The 16019-nt window shown below is 68.0% G+C and carries 12 protein-coding genes and 3 riboswitches; of the genes, 5 read left to right on the top strand and 7 right to left on the bottom strand.

The annotated features are described in order from the left end of the window. Positions 1-2 precede the first annotated feature (2 nt). The 5 genes from HF886_RS01850 to cobN form a co-directional block, all read right to left on the bottom strand. Positions 3-800 carry an ABC transporter ATP-binding protein gene (locus HF886_RS01850; RefSeq protein WP_169651381.1) on the bottom strand — a complete coding sequence of 266 codons (798 nt, stop codon included), beginning with the start codon at positions 798-800 and terminating at the stop codon, positions 3-5. Beyond that, a complete protein-coding gene (locus tag HF886_RS01855) occupies positions 797-1837 on the bottom strand; it encodes an iron chelate uptake ABC transporter family permease subunit (RefSeq protein ID WP_169651583.1) in 1041 nt (346 codons plus the stop codon). Before HF886_RS01855 ends, HF886_RS01850 begins: the two co-directional genes overlap by 4 nt. An 8-nt stretch (positions 1838-1845) precedes the next feature. Next, a complete protein-coding gene (locus tag HF886_RS01860; RefSeq protein ID WP_169651584.1) occupies positions 1846-2889 on the bottom strand; it encodes an ABC transporter substrate-binding protein in 1044 nt (347 codons plus the stop codon). Positions 2890-2942: 53 nt separating this feature from the next. Then, positions 2943-3130: riboswitch (cobalamin riboswitch) on the bottom strand. 52 nt (positions 3131-3182) lie between these two features. After that, positions 3183-3986 (bottom strand): precorrin-6A synthase (deacetylating), encoded by an 804-nt coding sequence (gene cobF / locus HF886_RS01865; protein WP_169619082.1) that lies wholly within the window; start codon positions 3984-3986, stop codon positions 3183-3185. Then, positions 3983-7603 carry a cobaltochelatase subunit CobN gene (gene cobN, locus HF886_RS01870; protein WP_169651382.1) on the bottom strand — a complete coding sequence of 1207 codons (3621 nt, stop codon included), beginning with the start codon at positions 7601-7603 and terminating at the stop codon, positions 3983-3985. The genes cobF and cobN overlap by 4 nt, the downstream gene beginning before the upstream one ends. 52 nt (positions 7604-7655) lie before the next feature. Continuing rightward, positions 7656-7860: riboswitch (cobalamin riboswitch) on the bottom strand. A gap of 27 nt (positions 7861-7887) precedes the next feature. Here cobN and HF886_RS01875 point away from each other — a divergent pair. From HF886_RS01875 to HF886_RS01885, 3 genes are read left to right on the top strand one after another with little or no spacing between them, the layout of a single operon-like run. Continuing rightward, on the top strand, positions 7888-8961 hold the full coding sequence (locus HF886_RS01875) for a cobalamin biosynthesis protein CobG (RefSeq protein ID WP_169619078.1): 1074 nt from the start codon (positions 7888-7890) through the stop codon (positions 8959-8961). Positions 8962-8973: 12 nt separating this feature from the next. Continuing rightward, positions 8974-9624: a precorrin-8X methylmutase gene (locus tag HF886_RS01880; RefSeq protein ID WP_169651383.1), complete on the top strand. Its 651-nt coding sequence runs from the start codon at positions 8974-8976 to the stop codon at positions 9622-9624. After that, a complete protein-coding gene (locus HF886_RS01885) occupies positions 9621-11153 on the top strand; it encodes a precorrin-2 C(20)-methyltransferase (protein ID WP_169619074.1) in 1533 nt (510 codons plus the stop codon). The genes HF886_RS01880 and HF886_RS01885 overlap by 4 nt, the downstream gene beginning before the upstream one ends. 6 nt (positions 11154-11159) lie before the next feature. On the opposite strand, the gene HF886_RS01890 is transcribed toward HF886_RS01885, so the two are convergent. Both HF886_RS01890 and cbiE read right to left on the bottom strand, forming a co-directional pair. Next, positions 11160-11915, bottom strand: coding sequence for an SAM-dependent methyltransferase (locus HF886_RS01890; RefSeq protein ID WP_169651384.1), 756 nt, complete (start codon positions 11913-11915; stop codon positions 11160-11162). Further along, positions 11912-13123 (bottom strand): precorrin-6y C5,15-methyltransferase (decarboxylating) subunit CbiE, encoded by a 1212-nt coding sequence (cbiE, locus tag HF886_RS01895; protein WP_169619070.1) that lies wholly within the window; start codon positions 13121-13123, stop codon positions 11912-11914. The genes HF886_RS01890 and cbiE overlap by 4 nt, the downstream gene beginning before the upstream one ends. A gap of 41 nt (positions 13124-13164) precedes the next feature. Next, positions 13165-13360: riboswitch (cobalamin riboswitch) on the top strand. Positions 13361-13397: 37 nt separating this feature from the next. Here cbiE and HF886_RS01900 point away from each other — a divergent pair. Next, complete coding sequence (locus HF886_RS01900; protein ID WP_169651385.1) at positions 13398-15401, top strand: magnesium chelatase subunit D family protein; 2004 nt, start codon at positions 13398-13400, stop codon at positions 15399-15401. Next, the gene (cobO, locus tag HF886_RS01905; protein WP_169619066.1) at positions 15401-16015 is read left to right on the top strand and encodes a cob(I)yrinic acid a,c-diamide adenosyltransferase; all 615 of its coding nucleotides are present in this window, start codon (positions 15401-15403) and stop codon (positions 16013-16015) included. Before HF886_RS01900 ends, cobO begins: the two co-directional genes overlap by 1 nt. Positions 16016-16019: the final 4 nt, after the last annotated feature.

Here is a 16019-nt window from a genome sequence, read left to right on the forward strand (position 1 = left end):
GGTCACCCCTGCCCGGCGAACTCCCGGTCACGGACACGGTGATACCGGATCACCGGCGTGCCTCCGTCGTCGACGACGGAGGCACGCACCCCGTATACGTGCTCGATCATGTCGGACGTCAGTGCCTCGATAGGTGGGCCCTGGGCGACGATCCGTCCCTTCGAGAGAACGACGACCCGGTCACAGAACATCGCCGCGAGGTTGAGATCGTGCAGTGCGACGTAACTGGTCACCGGCAATGCCACCACCCGTTCCAGGATGTCGAGCTGATGCTGGACGTCGAGGTGATTGGTCGGTTCGTCGAGCAGGAGTTCCTGCGGATCCTGGGCGAGCGCCCGCGCGATCTGGGCGCGCTGGCGTTCTCCGCCCGACATGGCCCGCCACAGGCGGTCGGCGTGCTCGGACATACCGGTGGCCACGAGCGCCCGTTCTATCGCGGCGTCGCCTCCGTCGTCGCGGCCGAAGACGTCCGCGTGTGGAACTCGGCCCAGCCGAACCACATCCCGGACCCTGATGTCGACCTCGGTGTGCGAGTGCTGTCCCACCATCGCGACCCGCCTGGCCAGGACGCGGCGGCCGAGCGACCGGATGTCGGCACCATCGAGCGTCACAGTGCCCGCGTCCGGACGGTCGACGCCGGCAAGCAGACGCAGGAGTGACGACTTGCCGGAACCGTTGGGGCCGAGCAGCCCGATTGTCTCGCCGGGCCGCGGGTCGATCGTCACGTCGTCGACTACGAGGTTGCCGCCCCGGCTCCACCTCAGCGATGTTGCCGCCAGTGTCTCTGTTTTCCTCGTCACTGCGTGCTCCTCATTCGGAAGAGAATCAGGGCGAAGGCGGGCACACCGATCAGCGCGGTGACCACGCCGACCGGAACCTCCTGCGGGGCGAAGACCGTGCGTGCCACCGCGTCGACCCACACCATGAACACCGCCCCCACCACTGCGGCGACCGGTACGAGACGACTGTGCCTGGGGCCGATCAGGAATCGTGCGGCGTGGGGTAGTACGAGGCCCACGAACCCGATGGCACCGGCCGCGCTGACCAGTACCGCGGTGATGAGTGCCGTCACCACCAGGAACATCAGACGGGTACGACCCACCGCGATTCCGAGCGTCGCGGCGGTGGACGATCCGAAGGTGAAGGCATCGAGCGCGGAGGCCTTCAGCAGGCACACCGCGATCCCCAGTGCGCACACACTGCCGCACAGGATCACGTCGCTCCAGGTTGCGCCCGCGAGCGAGCCGAGCAACCAGAACAGCACGCCGCGGGTGCGTTCCGCGTCGGCCGACGAGATGACGATGAAAGAGGTGAGCGCGGAGAACAATTGGGTACCCGCGACACCGGCGAGGACCACACGGGAGGTTCCGCCGCCCGCGCCGGACGCGAGCAGCAGCACCAGCCCGAACGACACCAGTGCGCCGAGAAATGCTCCACCGGACAACGAGATCGCACCGCCTCCGATGCCGAGGACCGCGATCATCACGGCGCCGGTGGAGGCACCGGACGAGATACCCAGCACGAACGGGTCGGCGAGCGGATTTCGCAGCAGCGACTGCATGATCACGCCGCACACGGCCAGGCCGGCCCCGCACACCGCCGCGAGCAACGTTCGAGGTAGCCGCAGTTCCCAGACGATGCCCTCCCGGATTGCACTCACCGTCGACCCACTCATACCCAGCTTGTCGAAGATCACCGAATAGACGTCCCCGACAGAGAGATTCGCGGGCCCTATGGTGACGGTGACGGCGATCGACAGAGCAAGCGCCACCACTCCCACGGTGATCACAGCGACAACCGGGACCCGGTCGCCCCTGACGGGCAACCGGGTCTTCATCTCGGCCGTCACCGGTTGCCGAGGTTCCATTCCCGCACTGCGGCGGCGACCTTCTCGATCCCGTCGACCGTGCGGATGGACGGGTTCATGTCGGCGCCGTTGACCACGATGTAACGCTTGTTCTGCACCGCGGACAGTCGCTGTGTGACCGGATTCGACTCGAGGAACGCGATCTTGCTGTCGAGGGCGTCACCGTCGATGCTGCGGCGACTCAGATCCCCGAGCACCAGTGCGGTCGGGTCCCGGTCCAGGACCGACTCCCAGCTGACCTGCGGCCACTCGTTGGTCGTGTCGTCGAAGACGTTCTTCGCCCCGACGGAGTTCGTGATGATGCCCGACGAGCCACAGCAGCCCGCCACATAGGGCGTGTTGATATCGGCGAACCAGAACGCCAGCGAGACCTCCGACGCATCGACCTCACCAGCAGCGTTCTCGTATCGCTGCTCGAGTTCCGCGACGAACTCCTCGCCGCGATCCCGCACGTCGAAAATAGCTGCGAGCTCGCGGATCTCCTTGTAGACGGAGTCCATCGTGAGCGGTTCGGTGCGGTTGCCGTCGGCGTTGACACTCTCGTCGTTCTTGCCTTCACAATCGGTGGGCGACAGGTACGACGGCACCCCGAGCCGGTCGAACTGATCCCGGTCCGCGACACCGCCCTCGCCCAGCGTGCCGCCGAACGATGCCGACACGAAGTCGGGTTCGGTCTCGAGGACCACTTCGAACGACGGTTTGTTGTCGGCGAGACGCGGGACGGTCTCGTTCGCGGCTGCGAGGTTGTCGCGCACCGGGTCCGTCCACGTCGCGGTGCCGACCATCCGATCGGCGAGTCCGAGCGACAACAGGATCTCCGTGGAGCCCTGGTTGAGCGAGACTGCCCGTTGCGGGGGCGCATCGATCGTGACGGAATAACCGCAATTGTCGATGGTCAGTGGATAGTTCGTCGCGGACGACGAGACGTCGACGTCCTGTTCGGCGCCGGTCGCGGCGTCGTTCGTCGAACAGCCTGCGACCGCGAGGGTCGCGGCGACGACTGCGATGCCTGTGCGCAGCATCGGGTGCCGCCCCTGCCGGGCGGTGAATATCGAGTTGTTCATGTCCATCCTCGTGGTGTCACTTCGGTCGGCGCAGGTGTCCTGGCTCCCGGATCGACGCTCTCCCCCGGCCTTCCAACCGTGATGGGTCGTGGCCGTACGAGTGGGGGATCGCTCCTCGGTGACAGTTGCGGGACAGCCCCGGATTCGCACCGGTGTTCCCTACGTCGTATCGAAGCGTACAAGACCGTCGCGAACATGGACATAGCAGCGGGTGGGCGGACAGGCTCACGTCAGGCGGGACGGTGGTGGAGTCACGCCCTGGACCGACGTGGTGAACGGTCACCGGGGGCGCGGCGAAGCAGATACGTATCCATTACCCAGCCTCGCGCGACCTTCGCCCGTGCCCGCGCCTTCTCGATCTCGGGAAGTACGTCGGAGAGGCGTCCGGCCACGAGTTCTTCGTCGGTCGTTCCCAGCTGTGCGCCCCACCAGATATCCCACACGCCGGGTAATTCCGAGCACGCGAGCTGCCCGTCGAGCATGACCACGATGTTCTCCGCTCCTCCGGCCACCTCCTCGGCGAGCCGCCGGCCCGTCGTGATGGTGATCGGGCCTCCGATCACGTTGAGCACCAGCCTGTGCCGTGCCGCGAGCATTTGCACACTGCTGACTCCCGGGATCACGTCGTAGTCGATGTCGAGCAGTCCACGAGTGCGAATGCGTTCGACGACACGGATAGTGCTGTCGTACAGGCTCGGATCTCCCCACACGAGGAGCCCGACGGTCTCGCCGTCGAGAACCTGTTCGAGGAGAGCGATCTCGTAGGCTTCGGCGCGTGCGGCGTGCCAGTCGCGCACCTCGGCGCCGTATGCCTCGGGGGTCCGGTCGCGTGGCGGATCGGGCACCGCGATGACGCGGTAGTCCCCCGTGCTGTGACGCCGGCAGATCTCTTGCCGCACAGCGACGAGATCACCGGTACCGGCACGTCCGGCTTCGGCTTCCTTGTCGGCGACGAGGAACACGTCGACGCTGTTCAACGCGTGCACGGCGGCCACGGTCAGGTCGTCGGGGCCACCCGGGCCGATACCGATGAGCCGCAGCCGCCGAACCGTCACCCGCGGTCCTCGAGATCGCCTTCTGCGTCGAGGTAGGCCTGCTGCAGCGCCTGCACGGTGTCGGGATCCGGCTCGGCCCACAGACCACGGTCGGCGGCCTCGGTGAGTCGCTCGACGATCCCGCGCAACGCCCACGGGTTCGCCTCGCGGAGGAATTGCTGATTCTCGGGATCGAGAGCGTATGTCTGCGCGAGGGTTTCGTACATCCAGTCCTGCACGACACCGGCCGTGGCGTCGTACCCGAAGAGGTAGTCGACGGTCGCGGCGAGTTCGAAGGCGCCCTTGTAACCGTGGCGGCGCATCGCCGTGATCCAGCGCGGATTGACCACGCGGGCACGGAACACTCTCGCGGTCTCCTCGGCGAGCGACCGGGTGCGCACCGCGTCGGGGGTGGTGGAGTCTCCGATGTAAGCCTTCGGGTCGTTGCCGGTGAGTGCGCGTACCGTCGCGACCATGCCCCCGTGATACTGGAAGTAGTCGTCGGAGTCGGCGATGTCGTGTTCGCGGGTGTCGGTGTTCTTCGCCGCCACCGCGATACGTCGATAGTTGGCGCGCATGTCCTCGGCGGCGGGTACGCCGTGCAGGCCGCGACCGTAGGCGAAGCCACCCCACGCGGTATACACCTCGGCGAGATCCGCATCGGTGCGCCAGTTCCCGGAGTCGATGAGTTGCAGGATCCCCGCACCGTACGACCCGGGCTTGGAACCGAAGATCCGCCGCACCGCGCGGTCCGCGTCCCCGTGTTCGGCCTCGTCCCGCTGCGCGTGAGCGCGAACGTAGTTCCGGTCGGCGGGTTCGTCGAGTGCCGCAACCATGCGGACCGCGTCGTCGAGCATTCCGATGACATGCGGAAACGCGTCGCGGAAGAAGCCGGAGATGCGGACGGTGACGTCGATGCGTGGCCGGCCGAGCTCCTCGAGCGGCACTACGGTCAGCTCTCGGACCCGGCGCGATTCGGGGTCCCATTCGGGACGCACGCCGATCAGCGCGAGGACCTCGGCCACGTCGTCCCCCGCGGTGCGCATCGCGGACGTTCCCCACACCGAGAGCCCCACCGACCGCGGATACTCGCCGACATCGGCCAGGTATCGCTCGATCAGGGCATTCGCGAGGGCCACGCCGGTGTCGTAGGCGAGTCGGCTCGGGACCGCCTTGGGATCGACGGTGTAGAAGTTGCGGCCGGTGGGCAGCACGTTGACCAGGCCCCGCAACGGCGATCCGGAGGGCCCGGCGGGGATGTAGCCGCCGTCGAGAGCATGCAGCACCGCATCGAGTTCGTCGGTGGTCCGCGCCAGGCGGGGCACCACTTGCTCAGCAGCGAACTCCAGCACTCGTGCGACCTCATGGTCGGCACGCCCGAGTACGGATTCGACTGTGGCTGCGCCAGATCCGCAAGTCCAGCCGCAGTCTTCCATTGCACGGACAAGCGCACGGGCCTGGGACTCGACCGCGTCGACCTCGGTGAGCGGCGCGTCGGGCTTCAAACCCAATGCGGTGCGAAGCCCGGGCACCGCGTGCGATTTCCCTCCCCACACCTGGGCTGCACGCAGGATGGACAGCACCAGGTTCACGCGCGCGTCCCCCTCGGGGGCACCACCGAGCACGTGCAGGCCGTCGCGGATCTGCGCATCCTTCACCTCGCACAGCCAGCCGTCGACGTGCAGCAGGAAGTCGTCGAACTCCGCGTCGTGCGGGCGATCGTCCAGGCCGAGGTCGTGGTCGAGTTTCGCGGCCTGGATCAACGTCCAGATCTGCGCGCGGATCGCCGGGAGCTTGGCCGGGTCCATCGCCGCGATGTTCGAGTACTCGTCGAGCAACTGCTCCAAACGCGCGATCTCGCCGTAGGATTCGGCGCGCGCCATCGGCGGAATCAAGTGATCGATGATCGTCGCGTGCGCGCGCCGCTTGGCCTGCGCGCCCTCGCCCGGATCGTTGACGAGGAACGGGTAGATGAGCGGCATGTTGCCGATCGCGGCGTCCGTCGCACACGACGCGGACAGGCCCGCGTTCTTGCCGGGCAGCCACTCCATCGAGCCGTGCTTACCGAGATGCACGACTGCGTCGGCGCGGAAACCGTTCTCCACCCACCGGTACGCGGCGAGATAGTGGTGTGACGGCGCCATATCGGGATCGTGATAGATCGCGACGGGGTTCTCACCGAAACCGCGGGGCGGCTGGATCATCAGCACCACATTGCCGGCCTGCAACGTCGCGAGGATTACGGACTTGTCGTCGCCGTCACCGTCGACGAACAAGGAGCCGGGGGCCTCGCCCCAGGTTTCCGTCATCGCATCGGTCAGTTCCGCGGGCAGATTCTTCGTCCACTCGCGGTACTGAGCGGTGGTGACGCGCACAGGGTTACCGGACAAGTGCTCCGCGGTGAGCCATTCCTCGTCTTGTCCCCCCGCATCGATGAGCGCGTGGATCAGGGCGTTTCCGGCTTCTGCGTCGTCGTCGAGATCCATGCCCGGAAAGCCGTCGCCCAGGTCGTAACCCTGTTCACGCATGGTCCGCAGGAGCCGGATCGCCGATACCGGGGTGTCCAGGCCCACGGCGTTGCCGACCCGGGAGTGTTTCGTCGGATATGCCGACAGCATGAGGGCGATCCGGCGCTGCTGTGGCGGGACACGCCGTAACCGGGCATGTGCCACCGCGATACCCGCGACCCTACGGCAACGTTCGGGGTCGGTGACATAACGCGGCAGTCCGTCGGCATCGAGTTCCTTGAACGAGAACGGCACCGTGATGATGCGCCCGTCGAATTCGGGAACTGCGATCTGAGTGGCCGAATCCAGCGGGGACACACCGTCGTCGGAGTCGGCCCAGCTGTCGCGGCTCCAAGTCAGGCACAGCGCCTGGAGGATCGGGATGTCGAGTGCGGCCAGCGCCGCTACGTCCCACGCCTCGTCCTCGCCACCGGCGCTCACTGTCGCGGGTTTGGTGCCACCCGCGGCGAGGACCGTGACGACCAGGGCATCGAGGGTGCCGAGTTCGCGCAGAAGATCATCCGGGGCACCGCGCAACGACGCACAGTGGATTGCGACGCCGCGCGCCTTGCCGGTCGCGTCGATCGCATCGGCGAGATCGTGTGCGAATTGGACGTTTCCGCTGGTGTGGTGCGCGCGGTAGAACAACACGCCGACTCGCGGGAGCGCCGCGTCAGGGGTTGCGGGACGGTCGAGAATGCCCCATTCGGGCAGCTCGAGCGGGGGTTCGAAACCTTCACCGCCGAGAAGCACCGTGTCGGACAGGAACGCGTGCAGTTGAGCGAGGTTCGCCGGACCGCCGTAGGCGAGATAGCGGTGGGCCTCTGCGGCGGTACCGATCGGCACCGTCGACCAACCCATCAGCTCCGCGTCGGGGGTCTGCTCGCCACCGAGGACGATGACGGGAACCCCGTGGGCGAGAACCAGGTCCAGTCCCGCCTGCCAGGAGCGGGCAGATCCGAGGATTCGGACGATCACCAGGTCTGTTCCGGCCAGCAGCGCAGGCAGCGCTCGGGGATCCCCGCCGGTCAGGTCGAGCCGGGACGGGTTGCCTACCACCCAATCGACGCCGCTCGAACGCGCCGACAGCAGGTCGGTGTCCGACGTCGACAACAGCGCGAGCCGCGTCACAACGCAACCCCAAGCAGCACAACAGAAGCCATGTTCAGTCTCCAAAACCCTCGTGGACCTCGCGTGCCGTGGCCGGTCTCCTGGCTGACGGATCGACGCTGCTCGGCCGACCTTCCCGGAGCTGGCTCCAGTGGTCTCCGCACCGGCGGACCGGTACGGACGAGGGCGAACAACTACCCGCTCACAGTGGCGAGGGCCGCGTCGGTTTTTCACCGACTTCCCGAGCACCACGGCAAACCGAGAGTAGCGCACGGTTTTCTCCGCGTGTGCAACCATGTGCGCTCATGGCCGACCTTCCTCCCGAAACCTTCGCACCGGATCGGTGCCCCGGGGTGCTGCGTCCGCATCTCGCAGCCGACGGTGCGCTGGTGCGACTGCGTTCGCCGGGCGGCCGGGTGCCGGACGGTGGTGTGCACCGGTTGTCGGCCGCGGCCGGGCAGTTCGCGGACGGCGACCTTCACCTCACCTCGCGCGGAAACGTGCAGATCAGAGGCATTTCTATCGACGAAAACGGGGCCGTTCCGGAAGGACTCGTGCAGGCGGTCTCCGGTGCCGGGTTCCTGCCGTCGGCGTCCCACGAACGCGTGCGGAACATCGTCGCGTCGCCGCTGTCCGGACGGTTCGGCGGGCTCGCCGACATCCGGCCGCTCATCGGTGCGCTCGACGAGGCACTGTGCCGGGAACCTGCGCTCACCGACCTGCCCGGCAGGTTCCTGTTCGGCCTCGACGACGGCCGCGGCGATGTTGCGGCGCTACGGTGCGACCTCGCCGCGGTCGCGGTCGATGCCCGCAGCGCACGGCTCACCGTCGGAGATCTGTCCGGTCCGACCCTGCCGCTGCCGGACGTCGTCGACGCCATGATCGAGACGGCACTGCGGTTCGTCGAGGTACGGGCGACGCGGTGGCACGTGCGGCAACTTCCCGGGGCCGGACGCGAAATCGGCGGCGGTTCAACCGCTCCCCCGGCACCGCCTGCCGCGATGCCGTACGGCGTCCTCGGTACCGCGGTGTCGGTGCTTGTTCCGCTGGGGATACTCACCCCGCCGATGGTCGCCGCGCTGCCGGCCCGAGGCGTGATCGTCACACCGTGGCGTGGACTCGTCCTCCCCGGTGACAGCGATCCGGCCGACCTGGCCGCCGTCGGGTTCGTGCTCGACGACGATTCGCCGTGGAGACGGGTCACCGCGTGCACGGGGGCACCCGGGTGTAACCTCGCCGGTGGAAACACCCGAGCACTCGCACACCGCGTCGCTGCGTCACCCCTCCCGGATCGCGCTGTGCATGTCGTCGGCTGCGAACGCTCTTGCGGCGCACCGCACTCCCCTCACTCCCTCGTCTTCGCCTGCAGTCCGACGTAACAGGAGCCAGCCGTGATCGAATCCCCACCACCCCGTCGGTACGAGTACGAAACCGACGGTGCCGAGATCTACGTACGCTCGTTCGCGACGATCCGGGCCGAGTCCGATCTCGCCGCGATTCCCGCGGACGCGGAGAAGGTCGCGGTACGGATGATCCACGCGAGTGGGCAGACCGATCTCGCCCGAGATCTGGTGATCCATCCCGATCTGGTCTCGGCAGCCCGTCGGGCACTCGACGCCGGGGCGCCTGTTCTCACCGACGCGAACATGGTTGCCTCCGGTGTCACCCGCACCCGCCTGCCCGCCGACAACGAGGTGCTGTGCCTGTTGCGTGATCCGCGGGTTCCGGGTCTCGCCGAACGCTGGGGTACCACTCGGTCTGCGGCGGCGGTGTCACTGTGGGCCGACCGGCTCGACGGCGCCGTCGTCGCGATCGGCAACGCTCCCACCGCCCTCTTCCACCTGCTGGAGATGCTCGATGCCGGCGCGCCCCGACCCGCCGCAATCGTCGGGGTGCCGGTCGGTTTCATCGGTGCCGCCGAATCCAAGGACGCGCTGATCGAACACGGTCTGCAGATCCCGCACCTGGTGGTTCGGGGACGACGCGGCGGCTCGGCGATGGCATCGTCCGCACTCAACGCACTGGCTCAGGAAGCGGAATGACCTCTACAGCGGACACTCCCGGAAGAATCTTCGGCGTAGGCCTGGGCCCCGGCGATCCCGAACTCATCACCCGCAAGGCTGCGCGACTGATCGGCGACGCCGACGTGGTCGCCTACTACTCGGGAACACACGGCCGGTCGATTGCGCGTGCGATTGCGGCCGACCTCATCCCGGACGGTGCGCTCGAGGAACGTCTGGTGTACCCGGTGACGACCGGCACCGTCGACCACCCGGGCGGATACGACGGCGCGATCGCCGACTTCTACGACGAGTCGGCGGCCCGATTGGCCGTGCACCTCGATGCGGGCCGGACCGTGGTGGTGCTGTGCGAGGGCGACCCGTTGTTCTACGGCTCCTACATGTACCTCCACGATCGACTCGCGACCCGCTACGACGCCGAGGTGGTGCCGGGAGTGACATCGTTCTCCGCAGCGGCGGCCGCGGCGGCGGAACCGCTGGTGCGACGTACCGATGTCCTGACGATTCTGCCGGGAACGCTGCCGGAACCGGAACTGGCACGTCGGCTCGCCGACACCGACGGCGCCGTGATCATGAAGCTGGGCCGCACCTTTCCCGCAGTCCGCAACGCGCTCGCGCAGTCGGGTCGGCTCGCCGACGCCGTATACGTCGAGCGCGCGTCGATGGACGGTCAGCGGATCGCACCTGTTACCGATGTCGATCCGGCCGACGTGCCGTACTTCTCGGTGATCCTGGCACCCGGCGACCGGGCGCCCCGAAACGTCGGCATCGCGGACCGGTCCCGTCCGGCAATCGACACGAGACCGGAACCTGTGTGCGCCCACGAGGTTCTGGTGATCGGTTTGGGTCCCGCCGGCGAGAAGTGGCTGACACCGGAAGCGTCCGATGCGCTCGCGTCCGTGGACCACGTCGTCGGATACGGGCCGTACGTGGACCGGGTACCGGTTCGTGCAGGCCTGCAACGGCATTCGACCGGAAACACTGTGGAGATCGATCGCGCCCGGTTCGCTCTCGATCTCGCGCTGGCCGGAGAGAAGGTTGCCGTGGTCTCCGGTGGCGACGCCGGGATCTTCGGCATGGCGTCGGCAGTGTTCGAGGCCGCTCGCGACGACAAATACGACTCCGTACCGATCCGGGTACTTCCCGGTGTATCCGCGGTGCAGGCGGTCGCGGCCCGCGCCGGTGCACCGATCGGAGCGGATTTCGCGGTGATGAGCCTGTCCGACCGGCTCAAGCCGTGGGAGGTGATCGAACGCCGTCTGGTCGCTGTCGCCGAAGCCGACCTCGTGCTGGGTATATACAACCCGGCGTCTCGCTCACGCACGACGCAGGTCGCCGACGCCAAGGCCGTACTGCTGCGGCACCGCCCGGGCGACACTGTCGTCGTGGTGGGACGCGACGTGGGCCGCTCGGGAGAATCGCTCGATGTCACCACGCTCGAGAAGCTCGATCCGGCGAGCATCGACATGAAGTGCCTGCTCATCATCGGTGCTGCGGGAACCACGGTGACGGCAGCCGGGGCGGTGTGGACCGCACGATCGGTTCGGTGACGACCGCTACACGTGGCGAGGGCGCGCCGGGTCGTAGAGATGCGAGCACGCCACGTCGGACTGCTCCCGGACACCGAGCGCCCTACCCACGAGAATCACCGCGGTGTGCTTCAACCCGGCCTGCTCGACCCGGTCCGCGATGTCCGCGAGCGTGCCGCGGAGCACCAACTCGTCGGGGCGTGACGCGAAGGCCACGACAGCAGCCGGGCAGTCGGTTCCGTACTCCGCACTCAGCTCCTCCGCGAGAACCCGCACCCTGGTGATCGCCAGGTGCAGAACCAGACTGGCGCGCAGACCCGCGACACGGGCGAGGGTCTCGGTGTCGGGCATCGCGGTCGACCGCGCCTGCGTACGGGTGAGCACGACGGTCTGCGCCAGTTCCGGCACCGTGAGTTCAACACCGAGGGTGGCCGCTGCCGCCGCATACGCGGGCACGCCCGGAGTGACGTCCCACGGCACTCCGGCCGCGTCGAGCCGCCGGGTCTGCTCGGTGAGCGCCGAGTACAGCGACGGGTCGCCCGAACACAACCGCACCGCGTCGAGGCCGCGGCGGTGTGCATCGACGAGATGCTCGGTGATTCGATCGAGGTCCAGGTGCTGGGTGTCCACGAGTTCGGCATCGTCGGCGCAGTGCGCGAGGATCTCGTCGTCGAGGTAGGTACCCGCGTACAACACCACCGGCGCGTGCCGCAGCAGCTCGGCCGCACGCAGCGTCAGCAGGTCGGCCGCACCGGGCCCGGATCCTACGAAATGGACGGTCATTTACCACCTTTCACAATGGACCACTGCACCACCGGGCGCAGTGCTTGCCACCCGGTGAATGTTCCTATAGGCGCGGCCTGTTCGACCGACAACCGGGTCAGCTCACCGCCGTACGTCTTCCACCACTCCACGAGCACGGCCTCCGTCTCGAGGGTCACGGAGTGAGCCACGAGACGACCACCCTCGCGCAGCGCATTCCAGCACGCGTCGAGCACTCCGGCTCGACTACCACCGCCACCGACGAAGATCGCGTCCGGCGTCTCGAGTCCCGACAACGCCTCCGGTGCCCCACCGAGCAGTACACGCACCGAGGTCGGTACCCCGAGCCGGGAGGCGTTGCGCTCGACCGTCTTCGCGCGGGAGGGGTTCCGCTCGAGCGCGATCGTCCGGCAACTCGGATCGGTGCGCGCCCATTCGATTCCCACCGATCCGGCACCGGCTCCGACGTCCCACAACAACTGTCCGGGTTTCGGCGCGAGCGCGCAGACCGCTGCGACCCGGATGGGTCGTTTGCTGAGCTGACCGTCGTGTTCGAAACACTCGTCGGGAAGCCCAGGGATCGTCGAGTTGCCCTCGGCTCCCGCACATTCGATGCACAGAAGACTCAGATCACCGCCCGGCACACCGACGAACTCCCGCGCCGTGCCCGCCCGGCGCGACTCGTCGGCCTCGCTACCGAGATTCGACAGGATCGTCACCCGTGCGGCACCGAATCCTTCGTCGACGAGCAGTCGCGCAACCACATCGAGGCTCGATGCATCCGAGGTCAGCACGATCAGCCGTCGATCACGAGACAGGTACCGGCGCAACGTGTCGACGTTCCGGCCGACGAGAGTGACGGTCTCGCAATCCTCCGCAACCCATCCCATCCGGGCACGGGCCAGTGCGACCGACGACACCGCCGGAATCACGTGCACCGCGTCGCGGCCGAGCCTCCGGATCAACGTCGATCCGATTCCGGACACCAGCGGATCACCCGACGCGAGCGCAACGATCGACCGCCCGGCATAGCGGGCGAGCACGTCGTCGAGACCCGCGAGCAGCGGGGACGGCCACGGCTCGCGGATCGCGCCGGAGACCGGCACCGACGCAAGATGCCGACGTCCGCCGAGCAGGACGTCGGCGCCCAGAACGTGTGCCCGCGCGGCCGGCACGACGCCGGCCCAGCCGTCGGCGCCGATTCCGACCACGGTGATCGAAGAACCCATGGCGGTGAACCATAGTGCAGGGCGGTGTGGATACACTCGGCCACGGCAAGACAATCGAAGGTGCCCCTCACGGGGATAATCGGGAAGCCGGTGAGAATCCGGCACAGGCCCGCTGCGGTGACCCGGGAGTCGTCGATCATGCGCGTACGCGCAGCCACTGGACCATCGGTCCGGGAAGGCGATCGCACGATGTCCGACCGGGAAGTCCGAATACCGGCCTTCGATTCAGCTGCCGAAGAGTACGTCCCAGCGGGAGCCTGTGGAGGGTCGAGTAGTGCACGTGTATCCGTTCAGCGCCGTCGTCGGTTCAGACGATCTGGCGCTCGCCCTGACGCTGTGCGCAGTGTCGCCGGAGATCGGCGGCGTGCTCGTGCGCGGCGAGAAGGGCACCGCGAAATCGACGATGGTCCGGGCGCAGGCCGCACTGTTGCCGCCGGTAGGCGAGGTCGAGGGCTGCCGCTTCGCGTGTGATCCCCGGTCGGTCGACCCAGCCTGCCCCGACGGACCGCACCCGACGGACGCGCCCGTACGGCGTCGTCCGGCGCGCCTCGTCGAACTGCCGGTGGGCGCCACCGAGGACCGGGTGACCGGTTCGCTGCACCTGCAGAAAGCGTTGTCGGCGGGCACTGCGGAATACGAACCCGGCCTCCTCGCGCTCGCGCATCGCGGCGTGCTGTACGTCGACGAAGTGAACCTCCTGCACGACCATCTCGTCGATCTGCTGCTCGATGCCGCTGCGATGGGGCGTTCCACAGTCGAACGCGACGGGGTGTCCGTCACCCATGCCGCACGATTCGTGCTGGTCGGCACCATGAATCCCGAGGAAGGCGAACTGCGACCGCAGCTACTGGACCGGTTCGGCCTGACGGTCGACGTGGCGGCGCCACGTGATCCGCAGTTGCGTGCCGAGATCATCCGCCGTCGCCTGTCATTCGACGCCGACCCCGCCGCATTCACCGCGCAGTGGGCCGATGCCGAAGCCGCGCTTTCCGAGCGCATCGTCGATGCGCGCCACAGGATGCCGCAGGTTCAGCTCGGTGATGCTGCGCTGGTCGCGATCGCGGAGGTGTGCGCTGCGTTCGACGTCGACGGCATGCGTGCCGATCTGGTGACCGCGAAAACTGCCGTGGCGCACGCAGCCTGGGAAGGCCGCAGTGAGGTGACCCGCGAGGACATCGCGGTCGCGGCGAAACTCGCGCTGCCGCACCGCCGCCGCCGCACTCCCTTCGACTCGCCGGGGATGGACGAGGATCTGCTCGACGAACTACTCGGCAACACCGCGCCCGACGAAGATCCCGACGGCGGTCCCGACGATGGCGGACCCGACGGTCGCGGACCCGACGGTCGCGGACCCGACGGTGGCGGCGCACCCGATCCGTCCGGTCCGGCGGGCGGCGACGCGGATACTGCATCCTCCGAAGCAGATTCCGCGGCCCCCGAGACGAAGTCGGAGCGGAAGTCCGCCCCCGCACCCACCGCGGTGTCCGCCCCCGGCGATCCGTACCGCACCCGGCTGTTCACCGCGAACGGCACCGGGCGCGGCGCGCCGGGCCGGCGTTCACGGGCACGCACCACCACCGGGCGCACGGTCGGTGAGCATCGCGGCGATTCCGGCCCGATCCATCTCCCCGCGACTATCCGCGCGAATGCCCGCTCCCGTTCGGGCGGGCAGGAAGCCGGGCCGGGCGGGCTTCGGGAACTGCGACGCAAGGTGATCGAGGGTCGCGAGGCAAACCTGGTGCTCCTGTGCGTCGACGCCTCCGGGTCGATGGCCGCGAAACAGCGTATGACCCAGGTGAAGACCGCGATCCTGTCGTTGCTGCTCGACGCGTACCGCCGCCGCGACACCGTCGGCCTGGTCACCTTCCGGGGGTCCGCCGCGAGTCTCGCTCTCCCTCCCACGAGTTCGGTGGACGTGGCCGCCGCACGCCTTCGCGACCTTCCCGCCGGCGGACGCACACCGCTCGCGGAGGGGTTGATCGAATCCGCCGAGACCGTTCGGCGGCACCGGTTGCGCGACCCGGATCGGCGCGCGTTGCTCGTCGTCGTCACCGACGGTCGCGCCACGTCCGGCGAGAATGCCGTGAACAGGTCCCTCGCGGCGGCAGAGGTGATTGCAGCACAGAGAATCTCCGCGGTAGTCGTCGACTCCGAAACGGGCCGGTTCCGCATGGGACTGGCGGGGCGGCTCGCCGAGCGACTCGGAGCCGAATACGTGCATGTCGGCGATGTGCACGCCGACGCACTCACCGGAATCGTTCGAGGAAGGGCCGCCTGATGCCGAAGGGACAACCCGACATCGTGCCCGACGACGGGCTCACCACCCGCCAACGGCGCAACCGTCCACTGCTCATGGTCAACACCGGTGACGGCAAAGGGAAGTCGACGGCTGCATTCGGGCTTGCCCTGCGCGGCTGGAACCAGGGCTGGTCGGTCGCGGTGTTCCAGTTCGTCAAGTCCGCCAAGTGGCGACTCGGTGAGCAGACCGCGTTCGAAACCCTCGGCGAATTGCACACCGAGCGTGGCACGGGCGGTCCGATCGAATGGCACAAGATGGGCTCGGGCTGGTCGTGGTCGCGCAAGGAGGGCAGCGACGAGGACCATGCCGCCGATGCACTCGCAGGGTGGCGCGAGATCCAGCGACGTCTGGCCGCGGAGCAGCACGGATTGTATGTGCTCGACGAGTTCACCTATCCGATCAACTGGGGTTGGATCGACCTCGACGAGGTCGTCGATACCCTCTCCCACCGCACCGGGCACCAGCACGTCATGATCACGGGACGTCGCGCCGACCCGAAACTGCTCGACATCGCCGACCTCGTCACGGAGATGACGAAGATCAAGCACCCCATGGACGCGGGCCAGAAGGGCCAGCGGGGAATCGAGTGGTGAGAGC

The organism is Rhodococcus sp. 105337 (genome assembly GCF_012844225.1).
In the GTDB taxonomy this organism is placed as follows: domain Bacteria; phylum Actinomycetota; class Actinomycetes; order Mycobacteriales; family Mycobacteriaceae; genus Rhodococcus.